The sequence below is a fragment of the Rubripirellula amarantea genome, assembly GCF_007859865.1.
GTDB classification, from domain to species: Bacteria; Planctomycetota; Planctomycetia; order Pirellulales; family Pirellulaceae; genus Rubripirellula; species Rubripirellula amarantea.
Window position 1 is genome coordinate 282090 of record NZ_SJPI01000001.1, and the last position, 16053, is coordinate 298142.

Consider the following 16053-nt stretch of genomic DNA (forward strand, 5'->3'; position numbering starts at 1 on the left):
AGTAACTTCTGGCCTAGTAACTTCTGGCCTAGTAACTTCCGGTTGTGTCAGGCCATTCGCGTCGAAGACTTTCACTTCAAAATCGCGATTCCTGTATTGGTGGCAGGTATCTAGCCGGCAACCGGAAACCTCATGCAAGGTTTGACAGATTGAGTTCTCGCACTCGATCGCAAAGGCGCACTGCTTGCCCCTTACTGAAACAGGGCTTTGGCGAACGATTGTGGATCAAATTTAGCAATGTCTTCGATTCCCTCACCGAGCCCTACAAACTTCACGGGAAGCTGAAACTGATCCTGGATGGGTAAAATGACGCCGCCTTTGGCTGATCCATCGAGCTTGGCCAATACAATTCCAGAGCAACCAGCGGTTTCGCTGAAGCCTCGCGCTTGGCTGATTGCGTTTTGCCCTGCGGTCGCATCGAGCACCAACAACACTTCATGAGGTGCATCTTCGATTTTCTTACTGATGACGCGTCGGATTTTGTCGAGTTGCTGCATCAAGTTCGACTGAGTCTGCAATCGTCCGGCGGTATCAATGATTGCTATGTCTGCACCCATTTCGACGGCTCGATCGACCGTTTGAAACGCGACACTGGCGGGATCAGCTTCGTGCTTACCGGTCACGATGTCACATCCGATTCGACCGGCCCAGACCGTTAGTTGTTCGACCGCAGCAGCTCGGAACGTATCGCCAGCGCCCAAAACGACTTTATTACCAGCATGATGAAGGTAATAGGCAAGCTTTCCGATCGACGTCGTCTTTCCACTTCCGTTGACTCCTACCACCAAGATCACCGTAGGACCGGAAGCAGCACGGGTTAGCTCCGTCGACTTTTGCTCGAGCATCGCCGTGGTCTGCGAGGTGATCGTGTCCAGAATTTCCTCGAGATGCACAACGCGAGCGCGATAGTCTTTGCCAATGCGGTCACGAATTTCTTCGGCTGGGCCAACACCCATGTCCGTCCGGATCAATCGCTCGAACAGATCGGTCAGAAACTCATCATCTACCAACCGGCCTTCCGCTTTGAAAAGGTCACGGATGTCGGTGTTCAGCGCTTGGCGAGTTTTTGAAAGCGCCCCTCGGAACTTAGAAAACAGACCGCCACTGGCTTTTTCGGGTGCAGGGTCGGCATCCGGTGTTGATGCGGCCGCCGGGACTGGGGATGCCGCCGGTGCTGGGTTTGCCACAGGCGTCGGTTCAGCTTTCAGCTCTGTCGCTGCGTCGGCATCAGCTTGTGGACTCGATTGAGCGAACGATGAAACAGACGGATTGGTCTGTTCCACGGCTGGGTCTGCCTTTTCGGGTGCGTTCTCCGGCACCGGTGGGGGGGCCGGGGTTTCGGGATTGTTTTTCTTGGAGCGCCAAAACGCCATCGCAGCAAAATTCCAAAGGGAGTTCGGGGGTAACTAAGGTGCCTCAAAGTGTGACCGATGATGCCTTCAGGGGGTAGGTCGGCGACTGAAACGTCACTCATCAGCAGCGCACGTTGATCTCGCAAACCTAGCAATATGCATAGCGGGAACTATCAATCCCTAGACTTTTGCAATCGCTACAGTTTACCAGATTGGAGCAAATTCGCTGATCCAATCGACAAGAACAGAGAGAACGACCGTACGAAACAGTACGCTTTTCCCGATATGCATTTGTGGAGTGGCGATCGATGCTTCTGCGAATAGTTTTCATAGAAACAGCGGCATCGCCCCAGGTGGCCTCCGATAGAAACCTTCGATGACTGAACGTGGTTCGGGACGTCACGAGAAATCCACGACGGAGATCTCCGGCCTCAACCACCGAATGTGAGAGCGTTCTCACATTCCGACGGCTGAAGGTCGTTCGGATTCACGTTTATACAATTGTGCCTAGCACGATCACCCAAAACGGATAACTGGGGAGTTAATAAAGCATATGAAGCTTAGTAAATTGGCGCTGATCGCAGCAATCGCCTGCGGAACTTACGCTGGCAACGTGTTTGCTGATCAGACAAACGACATTCAATTGGTATCTTGCTGCGAAGCAACTAGCTGCGATTGCGGCGAGCCTGCTTGCGGTTGCGAAGCCGCTCTTCCTTCTTGCGGTTGCGAGATGGGCTGCGACGGCGGATGTGATTCCTGCGGCGGTTGCCCCGTCGGCGGAGCACTTGATTGCCTAACCGGCGATTGCTGCTTGGGCGATCCCTACTCGCTCTTCGGCGAGCACTGCGGCTGGTCCGCTGGTGGTTGGGTTTCGCTTGGATACCACAGCAAGGGCAATGCCCTTTTCAACAGCCGTCCTGACGAGCTGCAACTGCACCAAGCATGGTTGTACGCTGAAAAAGCGATCGACACGAGCTGCGGTTTCGACATCGGTGGTCGCATTGACTACTTATACGGTACCGACTCGCAAGATACCCAATCTTTCGGTATCGACAACGATCACTGGGACAACGATTGGGACAACGGTCCTGACTACGGTCACGCCTTGCCTCAGTTGTACCTAGAAGCTGGTTACGGCGACCTTTCGGTCAAAGTTGGTCACTTCTACACCATCATTGGATGGGAAGTTGTGCAAGCGACCGGTAACTTCTTCTACAGCCACGCGTACACCATGTACAACAGCGAGCCTTTCACCCACACCGGTGCTTTGGCTACGTACGAAGCCAGCGATGACTTGTCGTTGTTCGGTGGATACGTACTCGGTTGGGACAGCGGCTTCGAAGACAATGGCGACGCGTTCTTGGGTGGTGCATCGCTCGGTTTGACCGACGATTTGACCCTGATCTACGCTACGACCTTCGGTCGCTTTGACGACGGAGACGCTGGAGTCGAAAACGGCTACATGCACTCGATCGTTGCTGACTACGCCGTTTCGGACAGCGTTCAGTACATCCTGCAAAGTGATTACTTGAGCACCGAAAACGCTAGCGGTGCAACCGTTCGCGACACCTTCGGTATCAACCAGTACCTGATCAAGACGCTTAGCGATTGCTGGGCTGTTGGTGGTCGTTTCGAGTGGTACAACCAAGAAGGCGTGTTCTCGGCAGCAGAGTCAGACATTTACGCTCTGACTCTTGGTGCGAACTACAAGCCTCACGCCAACGTGACCGTTCGTCCTGAAGTTCGCTTCGACTGGGATGACGATCAAGTTGCTGGTCTTGAAGACGGCGAAGATCAAACGACCTTCGGCATCGACACCATCTTCACCTTCTAAGGTTTAGATACGGTAAACCGAGGCTGGAAGAATCCGTGCGAGGGAGAGCCGAACGGTTATCCCCGACGTTCAAGAGCCACCCGTGCTACGGGTTCACGGCCAAACCCATGCCGGCCGCTTTGGAATTTCCAAAGCGGCCGGTTTTTTTATGCGCGCACGGTTCTTTGAAGAAACGCGATGCTTTGGTCGTGCCAGCAACGCCGTGTTCTAGATACGCCAGCCCTGGGTGCGACATCGGGCGTCTTGAAGCCCCACCTCTCATAACCCGCACAGCTTGCCAATTGACAGTCATTCCGGTCACTCAGGTGCTCTTGCTTTTCCGGGTGTGGTTAAGTTTGCCGGTCTTAGCGGCCGATACCTCTCCCAGACGAAGCTCCTTGGACATAGTTTGCTCAGGATATAGCTCTCGTCACCAATCCGAATCAACAAGACCCAGCCGTGTGAAACACGGCTGTCGATAGGGACGGGAGTCAATCGCGATGAAACTAAGCAAAATGGCCCTAATGGCAGCGATCTGCGGAGCCAGCGGACTGTGCTTTGGTGACGGCAATTTGGGTCTTGGCACCGCTGCCGCCCAAAACCCGTTGCTGGTTCATCCAGCAAGCTCCGAATTCTTGCAGCCGGTGAACCTCGAAGCAGATTCCATTGGCAGTGGTTTGTCACTAGTAAACTATTGCGATTGCGGCGAACCCGAATGTGGCTGCGAATCCATGGTCCCCGCCTGCGATTGTGATGGCGGATGCGACGGTGGTTGCGGTGCCGGATATGGATTTGGCGACTCAGGCTGCGACGACGAGTGCGGTGGCGGACTGATGTCCTGCGGCAGCATTGGACAATGCGACCTTGGCGACCCCTTCCAACTGCTTGGCGGTTGCTGTGACTACCAAGCCGGTGGTTGGGTTCAGATGGGCTATCACAACAAGAACACAATCTTGTTCAACAGCCGCAAGCACGAATACAACTTGCACCAAGCATGGATCTACGCCGAAAAGGCAATCGATACATCCGATGGTTTTGACCTCGGCGGTCGCATCGACTACGTCTACGGCATCGACGCACAAGACACTCAAGCGTTTGGCATCGCCAACGGTCACTGGGATAACCAGTGGGACCACGGAGCCTACGGTCACGCTCTGCCGCAACTCTACGGCGAAGCGGGTTACGGTGACTTCAGCATCAAGTTTGGTCACTTCTACACGCTCATTGGCTATGAAGTCGTCACCGCTCCGGACAACTTCTTCTATAGCCACGCCTACACGATGTACAACAGCGAACCGTTCACGCACTCCGGTGCGATTGCAACCTACGCTATGACCGACGACATCAGCTTGTTCGGCGGCTATGTCCTTGGTTGGGACAGCGGTTTCGAGGACAACGGCGACGCGTTCTTGGGCGGCGGTTCGGTCCAGTTGACCGACGACATCAACGTTACTTCCACAGTCGTGGGTGGTCGGTTCGCTGATAACTTTGGCGGTGACGAACGTGGCATCATGTCGTCAACGGTTGCCAACATTCAACTGACCGAAGACCTTAGCTACATCTTCCAAGCGGACATTCTTGATTCCGAAGATCACAACGGTGCGACAGTTCGCGAAACTTACGGCATCAACCAGTACCTGATCAAACAAGTCAGCGACTGCCTTGGATTTGGTGCTCGATTCGAATGGTGGAACGTGAATGCCGACAGTGTTGGTCTTTACGGCGACAACGCGACTGCGGGTGCCAACTTACCGGGCGACTTTGACATCTACGCATTGACGTTGGGCATGAATGTCAAACCTCACGCCAATTTGATGTTCCGCCCCGAAATTCGCTGGGACTGGGCTCAGGGCAGTGAAGCCAACTACGCCGCAGCCGACTTCCAAGTGCTAGAAGACGGGGCCGAACGCCAAACCACCTTTGGCATCGACACAATTATCCTGTTCTAAACAGGAATCCTATTGATGAACCACGAAAAGGCGGGCCGCATGGCTCGCCTTTTTTCGTTGCTGCTCGGTGTTCGAATCAACATGCGACCCGACCACCAACGTTTGCCAACACATTCAGCAGGCGATGCCCACAACCAAGGCACGCCAAAGCATTCCAACCTGAGAAACCGGCGCAAACGGAAAACGCAAATTTTATTTAAAGCGTTTACATCAAAGACCTTGCGCACGGAAGCAAGCGGCGAGCTAACGGCTTTGGCCTACCGATTGCTTTCAATGCCATCAACGCGAGCAGCGGGGGAAAGGCCCTCGTCGCCTTCACTCTCGAGCGATTTTAAAGATGGCCCGGGCAGGAGTAGATGGTGACCGACATTGGCACACGCTCGCGTTGTGCGTGTGAACGTCAAGCAATTGGTGCTTGGCCCCGCAAAATATCGTCGATCATCCTACGAGAAGGTGGATTAACAATGGTTGAGTGTTTCCGAGCGACCTCGCTCCGAAAGTTCGTGCTCCCCAGCTTGGTGCTGGCCGGAGTGATTGGTTTTGGTTTCTTCGATTCCGTCCCTGTGTTTGCCCAAGAGGCTGTTGAAGCGGCTGCCGAGGCTGTCGCTGAAGCTCCTGCAGAAGAAGCAGTGGAAGAAGCGGATCTCGGCGTTGGCTATGCCCTTGATAATGCGATCTTGTTCTTTTGTGCCGTTCTAGTTCTGTTCATGCAGGCTGGATTCGCCATGGTCGAAGCCGGTTTGAACTCGGCTAAGAACACCGTCAACATCCTGTCGAAGAACGTGATGGACCTTGCCGTTGGTGCATTGCTGTTCTTCGCAATCGGCTTTGGCCTGATGTACCCAGACAGCTACGCGGAACCATCTGTCGCTGGCAATGGTTACTTTGGTTTCGGTGGAACCGGAATTTACGAGACATCGGATGTTGAGCGTACATTCAGCCCTCAAGTTGACTGGTTCTTCCAAGCCGTGTTCGCTGCGACTGCCGCAACGATCGTTTCTGGTGCTGTCGCCGGACGCATGAAGTTCACTGCCTACTTGGTATACAGCGCTCTGTTGACCGGTTTGATCTACCCGATCGCTGGTTACTGGAAATGGGGCGGCGGATGGCTTGCTGAAATGGGCTTCCAAGACTTTGCTGGTTCCGCTGTGGTACACGCCGTTGGTGGTTTCGCTGGCTTGGCTGGTGCAATCATCTTGGGCCCACGCATCGGACGCTTCTCGGCTGATGGCAAAAGCGTGCCACTGCCTGGTCACAACATCACGTTCGCAGCCCTGGGTGTATTCATCCTTTGGGTTGGGTGGTATGGCTTCAACCCTGGTAGCCAATTGGCGTTCCAAGGAACCGGCGACATCGACGCAACCGTCATGATTGCTGTTAACACAACGCTGGCTGCTGCTGCTGGTGCCTTGATCTCAACGATTCTTAGCTGGGGAATGTTCGGCAAGCCTGACTTGACCATGAGCCTGAACGGTGCATTGGGCGGGTTGGTTGGAATCACCGCTTGCTGTGACGCGTTCACCAACGGCATGTCAATCGTTGTTGGCGGCGTCGCCGGTGCTCTTGTCTTGCTCGGTGTGATCATGCTCGACAAGGCCAAGATCGACGATCCAGTGGGTGCATGGCCGGTACACGGTCTGTGCGGTGTCTGGGGCTGCATGGCTCTTGGAATTCTGCCCAACAAGCACCTCGCTAGCGGCGACACCAGCTTCGTCACTCAATTGATCGGAACTGCATCGTACTGCGTTTGGGCCTTCGGCTTGATGTTAGCACTGTTCGTAGTTCTCAAGGCTGCAGGCATGCTTCGAGTATCGCCAGAAGAAGAACAAGCTGGCTTGGATGTTTCCGAGCACGGCATGCACGCTTACCCATCAGACGCCATTGCTGGCGGTGCTGTTAGCGTGTGATTTTGATCTACCCACCGCTGCTTCGTCGTCCGGTCTGCTTGATCGGGCGGCGAAGCGCTCGGCGGGGTTTGTAAATCTCGAGCTCCTTCGGGACGACTCTTTGATTGAACCATTCTAAGTTCGGGGAGACTGGAAACTTCTTGGCTCTTGCCTGGGCCAGAAGCAGCCCGACCTGAGTAGGCGTCCGCCTCGCTTGCTCAGGCTCGGGTTTTTCCATGATCCGGAGCCGGTGATTGCCTTGGTAGTCACCGGCTCTTTTCGTTGATTCACACCAGCGCTGAATAACAGCTGGGAAACAGCTGGGAAACAGCTGAAAAACATCAGGGCTTAGCTGAACTGAAAAACGGAGTAGAATTGTCGATTGTAGCCTCGGCATTCCGCACCCGTCTTTCCCCTTCCCCATCGCTGGCTTGCAACGTGAAGCTCATCATCGCCATCATCCAACCGGGCAAGCTTGATTCCATCAAAGAGGCGCTTCGCGACGTCGAAGTGGTTCGAATGACCGTATTGGATTGCCAAGGCTTTGGACGGCAACGCGGTCAGACAGGGTCGTTTCGCGGTCATGATGTCGGCATGAATCTGCTAAGAAAGATCCAGCTTCAAATTGCCGTCAACGAACAATTTGTTGAACCCACAGTGGCCGCCATCACCGCCGGCGGACGCAGCGGTGATGACGGTGAGATCGGCGATGGCAAGATATTCGTTCTCCCAATGGATGATTGCATCCGAATCCGAACGGGCGAACGCGGCCAGGAAGCGATCTAGCACTCGCTGGCTACAGGGTGTCGACTTCAACGGACATCAACGACGACTGCTGATTAGGCGAAGGCAACTCTTCGGAATAGTTGTTGCTTTCAGGTGCCTGATACGGCGCTGCCTGATATGGCGAGGCCTGATACGGCGTTGCTTGATACTGGGGTGCAGCTTCAAGAGCGGGCAACGGTTGGGGAATTGAGTAGCTTTCGCTGTAAGTCATTCCATCGCAACCACCGTCACAGCTACTGACACCGCAACCGCAGTTTCCGCCGCTTGAACATACCGGCCCAGTTTCCTTGGCGGTCCAAGTGTATTCGCATTCGGGGCAAGTGTACTTCTTGGTCTTGAGCTTCTTGACCTTGCGAATCTTCGCACCGTTGTGGTGACAAGCGCTGCAACCACTGCCGTCGCACGAATCGCAACGGTTACAGCCCTTCTTACCGCGTTGCCATGGAAAAACAACTTTGGGAATGCAGATAACATCGTGCTCAACTTCGAAGCACTGCTTTTCAGCATCGACGACTTTAGCGTCAAGATTGCAGGTGTAACACTTGCAATCACACTTGGGGCAACAAACCTTGTTGCATTGATCGCCAAGGCATCCGCCGGCTTGCACGGAATGGACTTGAACGGTGGAGAACGTCAGCGTTACGAAGGCAACGGCAGATAATAGGAAACGGTTCATGATAGGACCTTGAACAAATGTTGGGTGTTTGGTGGGTCGAATAGCAACTCGGCGGAAGATCAGAAGTCGATCATGAAGCGAGCGCCATAGATGTCGTAGTTACCTTCAATTGGTGCACCGGCACGGTTACCCACGGTGCTGTTTTCGCTCTTTCCGGTAACGTAGTTGAACTGCATCCGAGCGTTCGAATTCCAGTGCCAGTTCAAACCAACCGTGAGTGCTTCGCCTTCACCGCCGAAGATGTCGCCGTCGCTGAAGTCGGCTTGGGAATAACGAGCAGCCACCTGCCAGGCTCCCCAACCTGCTTCGCGACATCCATCGCACTTGTCAACCAACCAGAAATTCTGGAACGGAGTAACCCGATCGATCGTGCCGCTTTCGCGATCCCAAGGCATGTGTTCACCCGTCAAGAAATAGCTGGCGTACACGTATCCGCCATCAAGTCGAACATCCTCAAATCCGTCGCGTTCGACCCAATTGGATTGATACTCCCCAACGATTTGCAGAGCGCCGACGTTAACGACACCTTCGAGCCCGATCAAATTGTAGTAGTCAGCTCCAGCAATCTGACCGGTGTCAAAGTATCGAGTGCCGGCCGTGCGTGCTTCGGGACGGGTACGAAATCTCGCTTCGGAAAGTGCGTCTTTGCTGACGTCGGCGTGAGCACCGGAAACAGCCCAGTGAGCGTACCCGCGGCCACCACTGATGTCGTCGTACCAAATGGTGTTCGCGAGACGTCCGGCAACTTCGAGTTGCAAGTGGTCGCCGACGTAGTTGCCTTCATCTTGGACGTTGCGTTGATTGAACACACCGTAACGCCAGTTCCAAGCCAGGTCATCAGAAACGCCGTAGGACTGCAAGCCGAGACGTCGCGCGTCTTCGTTGAACGCTTCAATCACGAACGGTCGTTCAATGAACACGTTGTAGCGAGAACTGTTCAGGTGATCCAATCCATAGGGACGCTTTTGGTTACCGGCTAGGACTAACTGCAGCACGGGCAAATCAGTCCAACCAATGTAAGCGTCTCGGAATTCGCTGTCGTTTCCGCCTGCGAATTCCATCTCTATTTTGTAGAGCATGTTATCTTTGACTTTGCCGGCGACCCCAAATCGTAGACGTCGGAATCCAAGCCTGTTCTCCTCGTCTTCGCCGCCTGCAAATTGAGTGACGCCTTCGTCGTTATCGAAACCCCATGCGTCCAAGTGAACTCGTCCGCTGACTTTCATGGTCGACTTGCTGGAACCGCTGACAACGAGCGATTTGTTGCCTGCAACTTCCGCCACTTCGTCGATCGAATCTTCAAGTTCGGAAAGATGTTCCTCGAACTCTTCAAAGCGTTCTTCTAGAGAACCGTCGTCGTCATCCGAATCCTCGACGCTCTCGTCATCGGTTTGAGGGACGGATAGTTCTGCTGCGTCTTCATCGGCTACGACTGAATCATCGCTGCTTTGATCGGTTGCCTCAGCATTAGCATTGGGTTCATTGTCAACGCTGGGTGCAGCGGGAACGGTCTCGCTAACGTCTTCCACCGCTTCGTCAAGCAACCATGCACCGGGACTGGCGTAGTTCGTCGGCATCACGACGGCAACGTCACCGGCAAGGCTTGACGGGACTTGAAAATGGTTATCGTCCGCAAGGGCATCGCCGGTGAATCCGACCGAGAATGCAGACAGGGCAACGCCGAGCGCTGCCCGAAGAGCGCGTCGCGCTCGCCGAGTAGAATGTGACATCTGAAGAAACCATCCATGATTTCGAAGTAGTGTAACGTTGCGGCTCTGCATCACGCTTAGCTGCTAAAGAGCGAGCAGGGTCTGGCTTCATGCACTGGGCGATTACCTATCGGCAATCGCAATCTCTGCTGGCTGTTTGAATCTTCGTCAGAACAAACAAACATACACATGCCAAAGATGACTGCATTAAACAGAAGCTTCCATCCGTCGTAATACGCGCGGATCAAGCGACGTTACCAAAACAACAGCAGTAATCGGAGGATCTGGCACAACTGTCCTCGGCCAACCCGCTCCAGGCACCCCGATGAAGCTTTCGTGAATCAGAAGAAAGATGCTTAAGCACGAACACCAAGGCATCGTCCGATTGGGCGATAACTTGTAAGGGTTGTAGTGTTAACAGCGCGGTTACTGTTTCTTCGCTTTGCGTTTGGCTTCCAACAATCGTTCGGTGTAACTCTTGGCGTCGGGTTCACTTGCTGGTACCTCTTTGGCCTCATTCTTCGTCACGTCTAAGGCAGTGGGTTGCTCCAGGTTCACATCATCTGCCGATCGGTCGTTTTGAGTTGGTTCAAAGCGGACACTCGCACGACGTTTTTCGAGCGACTCACCCAACGACTCTTTGCTTTTCCGCAACGCATCGAGCCTCTCGGTTTTTTGGGTAGAAGTTGCATCTGCTTTCCCGCGAAGTTTTGCGATCCACTTCCCTAACCAAGCCAAGCTAATGGATACACGCCGCACGAACACGTCGGCTAGGAATACAAGACACCCCAATAGCACGAACCATGGCCAAGCGTCACGAATGCTTCGTGCGAGCGGCAAACCGCCTCGAAACGTATTCGAATCAATCAAGTCCTCTGAAGGCTCGGATTGCAATGGTACGGTCACAATACCGGGTTCACCTCCTTCAGGTTTCAAAGAAGCTAGTGAGTTCAACAGAGCTTCGTTGGTTTCACGGACGCGATATTCTTCGCTGTAGGGCACTGTCACCCCCGTCGTCAACGGTGTGGCCCCGGCACCGGGAACCACGTTCACAAAGTAGCTGCCGGCTTGATCGCCCGGAAAGGATCCCACATAGCGACCTGGCGCGGTTTGCTTCATCCGCAAGGCAATGGGTTTTAGATCAGGCCCCAACGCGGTCGCATTCATTTCTAAGAAGTTCAGGAACGTGTCGTCCGTGCTAAGTGCATTGACGACCACCTGGACCTCTCCGTCACGTACTTGAGTTGCGATTGAGAACTTGCCAGTGTCGCCGGTAGGTCGCATCAACCACCGAACCAACTGAGTATAAAACTTGTCGTACCCATCCCACTTCGTCCAACCACCTGCCCAGCGGGCGCCGGTGTCGGTGGTGAGAACTGCCGTTCGCCCCAAACCGTAAGTCCAGACCGCGAGCACTGTCGCATTTTCGGGTGCGTCCGGTTTAGGCGATTGGATCAACACCTGGGCAAGCGGGCTTTCCTTCGCTTGGGTCAACACAAAACCTTCGATCGTAGGCAGCACCCGGTCAACGCCGTCGAGCAGCGGATGCGGAAAGACAACTTCCGGGACCGCGCCACCGGGCGGTTCGTAAACCAATGGGCGGGCGACCCGCCGAGCTTCTCGCTGAAAGATTCTCGGTAACGCTTTGCCACTACTGACGGCGTAGTACTTACCGCCCGTCGCCGTCGCGATTTGCTGCAATCGCCGACTTTCGGTCAAACCGTGCGAAGCAACCGCAACGGTGCTAATCGTTATGTTGTTTTGCTTAAACGACCCCACCGTCGCTGGCGAAGGAGCGGTCGGGTCGCCATCACTGATAATGATGCAGTGCTTAACCGAAGCGGGAGTCCGTGTCAGTCCGGCCACCACCATTCGCATCGCCGGATCAAACTGCGGCATGTCGCCAGGTGTCATCCGTCCTAAGGCAGCAAGCATCGCTCGCCGATTGGCGCCAACCTCTAACAATCCATTCTTGCCGCCCCACATCCATTTATCGCCCTGCATCGTCCAGTGAACCACACCGGCATAATCAGCGGGGCCGAGTTGTTCAATCGCGGACTTGGCAATCACTTTTTGCCAATAGTTTCCTTCGGCCATTTCACTAGCGTGCATGATCAACGCGAGTGCCCCAACCGCCTGGATCTTCGTGTTCTTAATCTTGAAATCAACAGGCATTGCCTCTTCGATCTTCGTGCCGGTCCAACCGCCTGCGCCGAAAGCTTCCGGACCACCGATCATCAACAAGCCGGCGCCGAGTTGCTGCGTGTTGCTGACAAGCATATCGATTTGTTGATCGCTAAATGAAGTGATCTGATCAGTCGCGTCACCCGACACTCGCGGTACTCCCGCTAGGATCACTGCGTCATAGGCCTGCAACTCTGCCAACGAGCCAAACAATTCGTCGCTAGGCTGCGATACCACTTCGATATTTCCGTCGCGAAGCGCTTCGATCATCAAATCAAACTCACCAATGCGCGAACGTTCCTCGATCAACAACACTCGTCCTTTGCCGCGGACATAGGTGTAGGCCGTGGCATTGTTGTTTTGCCGCAGGCCATCATCGTTTTCGGAGTCCGGTATAAACTCGGCGTCGTACACGTAGGCGGCGGGTTGTTCAATTTGATGCCGCAGCGGAAAGACGTTTTTGCCGGGGTCGAGTGTGATGGATTCTTCTAACAGCAAAGTTTCGTCGCCGCCGACTTGCTGCTTGACCCGTAACTTTCCTTTGACCGGTTCGCTCTGATTGGCATCTGTGTAGTTGTTGACCACGATGCGAGCTTCAAACGGTTGCCCTTTGCGAATGTTCTGAGGCAGATCAATCTTCTCGACAAGCACCTCGCTGGACGCATCTATCATCACAGGAACGATATCGATCCCGATTCCACTACGTGCGACCCGAGCAGCCAAACTTCTAGCTGCACCCACATTCTCGTTGCCATCGGTAACGATCACGATCCGCCGAGAAGTGTCTTCGGGCATGGACGCTTTGGCCAAGTTGATTGCTGACTCTAAATTCGTCGCATCGGCTCGCCCCGTAAGACTTTCCAAACGGCGAAGCGTTGGAATGTCATCGTCGAAAGGTGGGATTTCGATAGCCGCGTCACGTCCGAAAACTATGATGCCAGCGCGGTCTTCGCGAGTACGATCGCGATGTCGGCGGACATTGCGAATCACGTAGTCGAGCATTGCTTGGCGTTTCACCTGCGGGATACTCTCGGATTGATCGAGCAGGAACATGACGGTAACTCGGTCACTTGTCCGTACCAATTGGACGCCGGCAAGCGCCATCACGATCGCTGTCCAAACGACCGTGCGAAAACCGAGGGCAAGGACGCGGCGCAATTTCCCGAGCGCAGCGAGCGATGAATAGCCGATCCACCATAAAACCGGCACCGCCAATAACAGCCACAGGTAACCGGGGTGATCGAATCCGAGACGGTAGGGCAACATATTGAAGTGTTCCAACAATCCCGTAATGGATTTAGACGTGATTCAAAACGGTGGACGACGGTGCTGTGCTTAATTCTATGGGACCTTCGGGATCCCGTGGTTTTCCGTACATGGTTGCCGCAACCATCGTGGCCGCCATGCCCATGATACCCGCCAAGATGATCCCCAAGGAAATCATTAAGGCAGGTGCCCCCAAGACATCGGTTTCACCCTCCGGTGCAAGCACCACCGCGATCACGCTGATTACGTTATTGACAAAGTGCCCCAACATGGCGGGAACCAGCGATCCGCTACGCCAACTAACAAATCCCAGGAAAACTCCCATCGGAAAAACCGCCACCACGTGCACCAGATCGAGGTGAAAGACCGCGAACAAGAATGACGCGATCAAGATACCTATGACCGGATGCAGGGCCGCAGTCAGGCGTGTTTGAATGTAACCGCGGAACAAAATTTCTTCGCAAATCGCTGGGGTTGCTCCGATCATCAATGCCAACGGAATCAAGAACCCTGATGCTCCGTGAGCACGAAAGATGCTGCTCATTTCCTTCAAGCTCTCACTCTCATCCATAAACAGTCCGACCACCAGACTCGAGGCCAATCCAACAAGCGGAGTCGCGAGGGCGGCAGCAAGCCATGCCCATAACGGCCAATGACCGCGAACCAACGATAAGCGACGTAGCATCGGTGTGGGTGACAGGAACGCGGCGATCACCGCCGGAGTCACCAAGGCAAACTGCGGCAAAACGACCATGATCAGTAATCCCAATCGCGACCGAGAAACCGACATCAATTGTTCAGGGTCTCTCAGCAACTCCATCGAAATCGTGCCATGAACAACCAGGACCGCTGCTAGAGCCATCACTAAACTGGATACGAAGAACACCATTAGCGCGACAACGCCCATCGCAAATGGAGTCCACAATCGACGGCGTGACAGGAACGCCGATGAACCCGACAAGTAAGGATTGCCTAAAACGTCTGATTTCGCGTCGCTTGATCCATCCTGACCCTGTGGCCAGTCCGCTTGAGCTGGTTTCGCGTACGGGTTTGGAAGTGGAACTTGTTCAGAACGATCGCCTAACGAACCCTTCATCCCGGGATTACCCAGTCCGGGATCACCCATTCCGGGATCGTTTATTCCGGGATTGTCCCGCTCTTGATCACGCCAATTTTTTGGCGACGTCGGTCCGTGTTCATCAAATTCCATCAAAGCGACCGACTGTAGAGAAAGACAAGGCAAGCTAAGCAAATTCCGCCGTGGGAATTGTACTCCAATCGCCAACCTTCGTCGCTGCTTTGCGACAGGCATTCTGGCTGCTTCGCAGCCGACAATTTAGCCGTTCAAATTGCTAAACGACCTTGCAACGGATCGTGCGTTGGTGACGGCTATTTGAGCCCCGTGGATTCGTCGAGCCCGAACATCACGTTCATGTTCTGTATCGCAGCTCCACTAGCCCCCTTCGCCAAGTTGTCGATCGCGCAAATCAGCACCAAACGATCGCCACTGGGACGGACTGCCATTTGAACGTAGTTAGTGCCCGAGACGTGCTTAGTCGCAGGCAAATGCTCAACTGGCGTAACGAACTGGCTTTCGTCGTAACATGCCTGCCAACACGCAAAGCAGTCCTCTGCCGAAGCGAGTTTGTTTTTCCCGTCAGCGTTACGTGGACGCACATAGATCGTCGAAAGAATTCCACGGTCCATCGGCGTTAAGTGAGGAGTAAAAATTGTCGAAACCGCCGTACCTGAAATCCGTTTGACGAGGTCATCGATCTCGGGGCCATGGCGATGGGTTCCCACACCGTAGGCCGAGATCGATTCGTTCGTTTCACAGTAAAGCGTCGCTACTTTGGCACTGCGTCCTGCTCCACTCACCCCGCTTTTGCTGTCGATGATAATGTCACTCGTCTCGATCAACCCAGCCTTGATCAATGGAGAAAGCGGCATGATCGCCGACGTGGGATAGCAACCCGGATTGGCCACGATCTTCGCGTCGCGGATTTTGTCGGCGAAAAATTCCGGCATCCCATAGACAACTTGACCAATTTTTTCAGGCCAAGGGTGAGTCACGCCGTACCATTTCTCGTAGACCTTAACGCTGGACAAACGAAAGTCGGCACTGAAATCAATCACGCGAGTGCCCGCATTGGCAAGCTCACGCACGGTTTCCGCCGAAGCGCCGTGAGGCAGACAGCACATCACCACGTCACATTGTTCGGCGATCGCCAAGGCATCAAAGGTCTCGATTTGAACATCACAGCGACCGGCCAACGACGGATGAATCTCGGCGAGCGGTTTTCCTTCGTCGGCTCGGCTTGTCGCGGCCACTAACTTTGCACTGGGGTGCGACTGCAACAAACGTGCAACTTCGATCGCGGTGTATCCGGTCGCACCAACAATGCCAACTTTAACTTCGTTCATCGTGAATC

General features: G+C 54.3%; 10 protein-coding genes. 4 read left to right on the forward strand and 6 right to left on the reverse strand.

Annotated features, from left to right (window positions below):
- Nucleotides 1-191: 191 nt before the first annotated feature.
- Nucleotides 192-1373 carry a signal recognition particle-docking protein FtsY gene (ftsY, locus tag Pla22_RS01105; protein ID WP_146512944.1) on the reverse strand — a complete coding sequence of 394 codons (1182 nt, stop codon included), beginning with the start codon at nucleotides 1371-1373 and terminating at the stop codon, nucleotides 192-194.
- A 532-nt stretch (nucleotides 1374-1905) separates the two neighbouring features.
- Between ftsY and Pla22_RS01110 the strand changes: the two genes are divergently transcribed.
- From Pla22_RS01110 to Pla22_RS01125, 4 genes are all read left to right on the forward strand, one after another.
- Nucleotides 1906-3186 (forward strand): porin, encoded by a 1281-nt coding sequence (locus Pla22_RS01110; protein WP_146512945.1) that lies wholly within the window; start codon nucleotides 1906-1908, stop codon nucleotides 3184-3186.
- A gap of 479 nt (nucleotides 3187-3665) precedes the next feature.
- Nucleotides 3666-5114, forward strand: a complete 1449-nt coding sequence (locus Pla22_RS01115) for a porin (protein ID WP_390620233.1) — start codon at nucleotides 3666-3668, stop codon at nucleotides 5112-5114.
- A 464-nt stretch (nucleotides 5115-5578) separates the two neighbouring features.
- The gene (locus Pla22_RS01120) at nucleotides 5579-7021 is read left to right on the forward strand and encodes an ammonium transporter (RefSeq protein WP_146512946.1); all 1443 of its coding nucleotides are present in this window, start codon (nucleotides 5579-5581) and stop codon (nucleotides 7019-7021) included.
- A gap of 417 nt (nucleotides 7022-7438) precedes the next feature.
- Complete coding sequence (locus Pla22_RS01125; protein ID WP_146512947.1) at nucleotides 7439-7786, forward strand: P-II family nitrogen regulator; 348 nt, start codon at nucleotides 7439-7441, stop codon at nucleotides 7784-7786.
- Between the two features lie 10 nt (nucleotides 7787-7796).
- On the opposite strand, the gene Pla22_RS01130 is transcribed toward Pla22_RS01125, so the two are convergent.
- The 5 genes from Pla22_RS01130 to argC all read right to left on the reverse strand — a co-directional run bounded on the left by Pla22_RS01130 (nucleotide 7797) and on the right by argC (nucleotide 16045).
- Entirely contained in the window at nucleotides 7797-8462 is a 666-nt protein-coding gene (locus Pla22_RS01130) for a hypothetical protein (protein ID WP_146512948.1), read from the reverse strand.
- A 59-nt stretch (nucleotides 8463-8521) separates the two neighbouring features.
- The gene (locus Pla22_RS01135) at nucleotides 8522-10192 is read right to left on the reverse strand and encodes an OprO/OprP family phosphate-selective porin (RefSeq protein ID WP_242631727.1); all 1671 of its coding nucleotides are present in this window, start codon (nucleotides 10190-10192) and stop codon (nucleotides 8522-8524) included.
- A gap of 405 nt (nucleotides 10193-10597) precedes the next feature.
- Complete coding sequence (locus Pla22_RS01140; protein ID WP_146512949.1) at nucleotides 10598-13621, reverse strand: VWA domain-containing protein; 3024 nt, start codon at nucleotides 13619-13621, stop codon at nucleotides 10598-10600.
- 31 nt (nucleotides 13622-13652) lie between these two features.
- The gene (locus Pla22_RS01145; RefSeq protein WP_165440462.1) at nucleotides 13653-14864 is read right to left on the reverse strand and encodes a type II CAAX endopeptidase family protein; all 1212 of its coding nucleotides are present in this window, start codon (nucleotides 14862-14864) and stop codon (nucleotides 13653-13655) included.
- Nucleotides 14865-15010: 146 nt separating this feature from the next.
- The gene (argC, locus tag Pla22_RS01150) at nucleotides 15011-16045 is read right to left on the reverse strand and encodes an N-acetyl-gamma-glutamyl-phosphate reductase (protein WP_146512951.1); all 1035 of its coding nucleotides are present in this window, start codon (nucleotides 16043-16045) and stop codon (nucleotides 15011-15013) included.
- Between the last annotated feature and the right edge of the window lie 8 nt (nucleotides 16046-16053).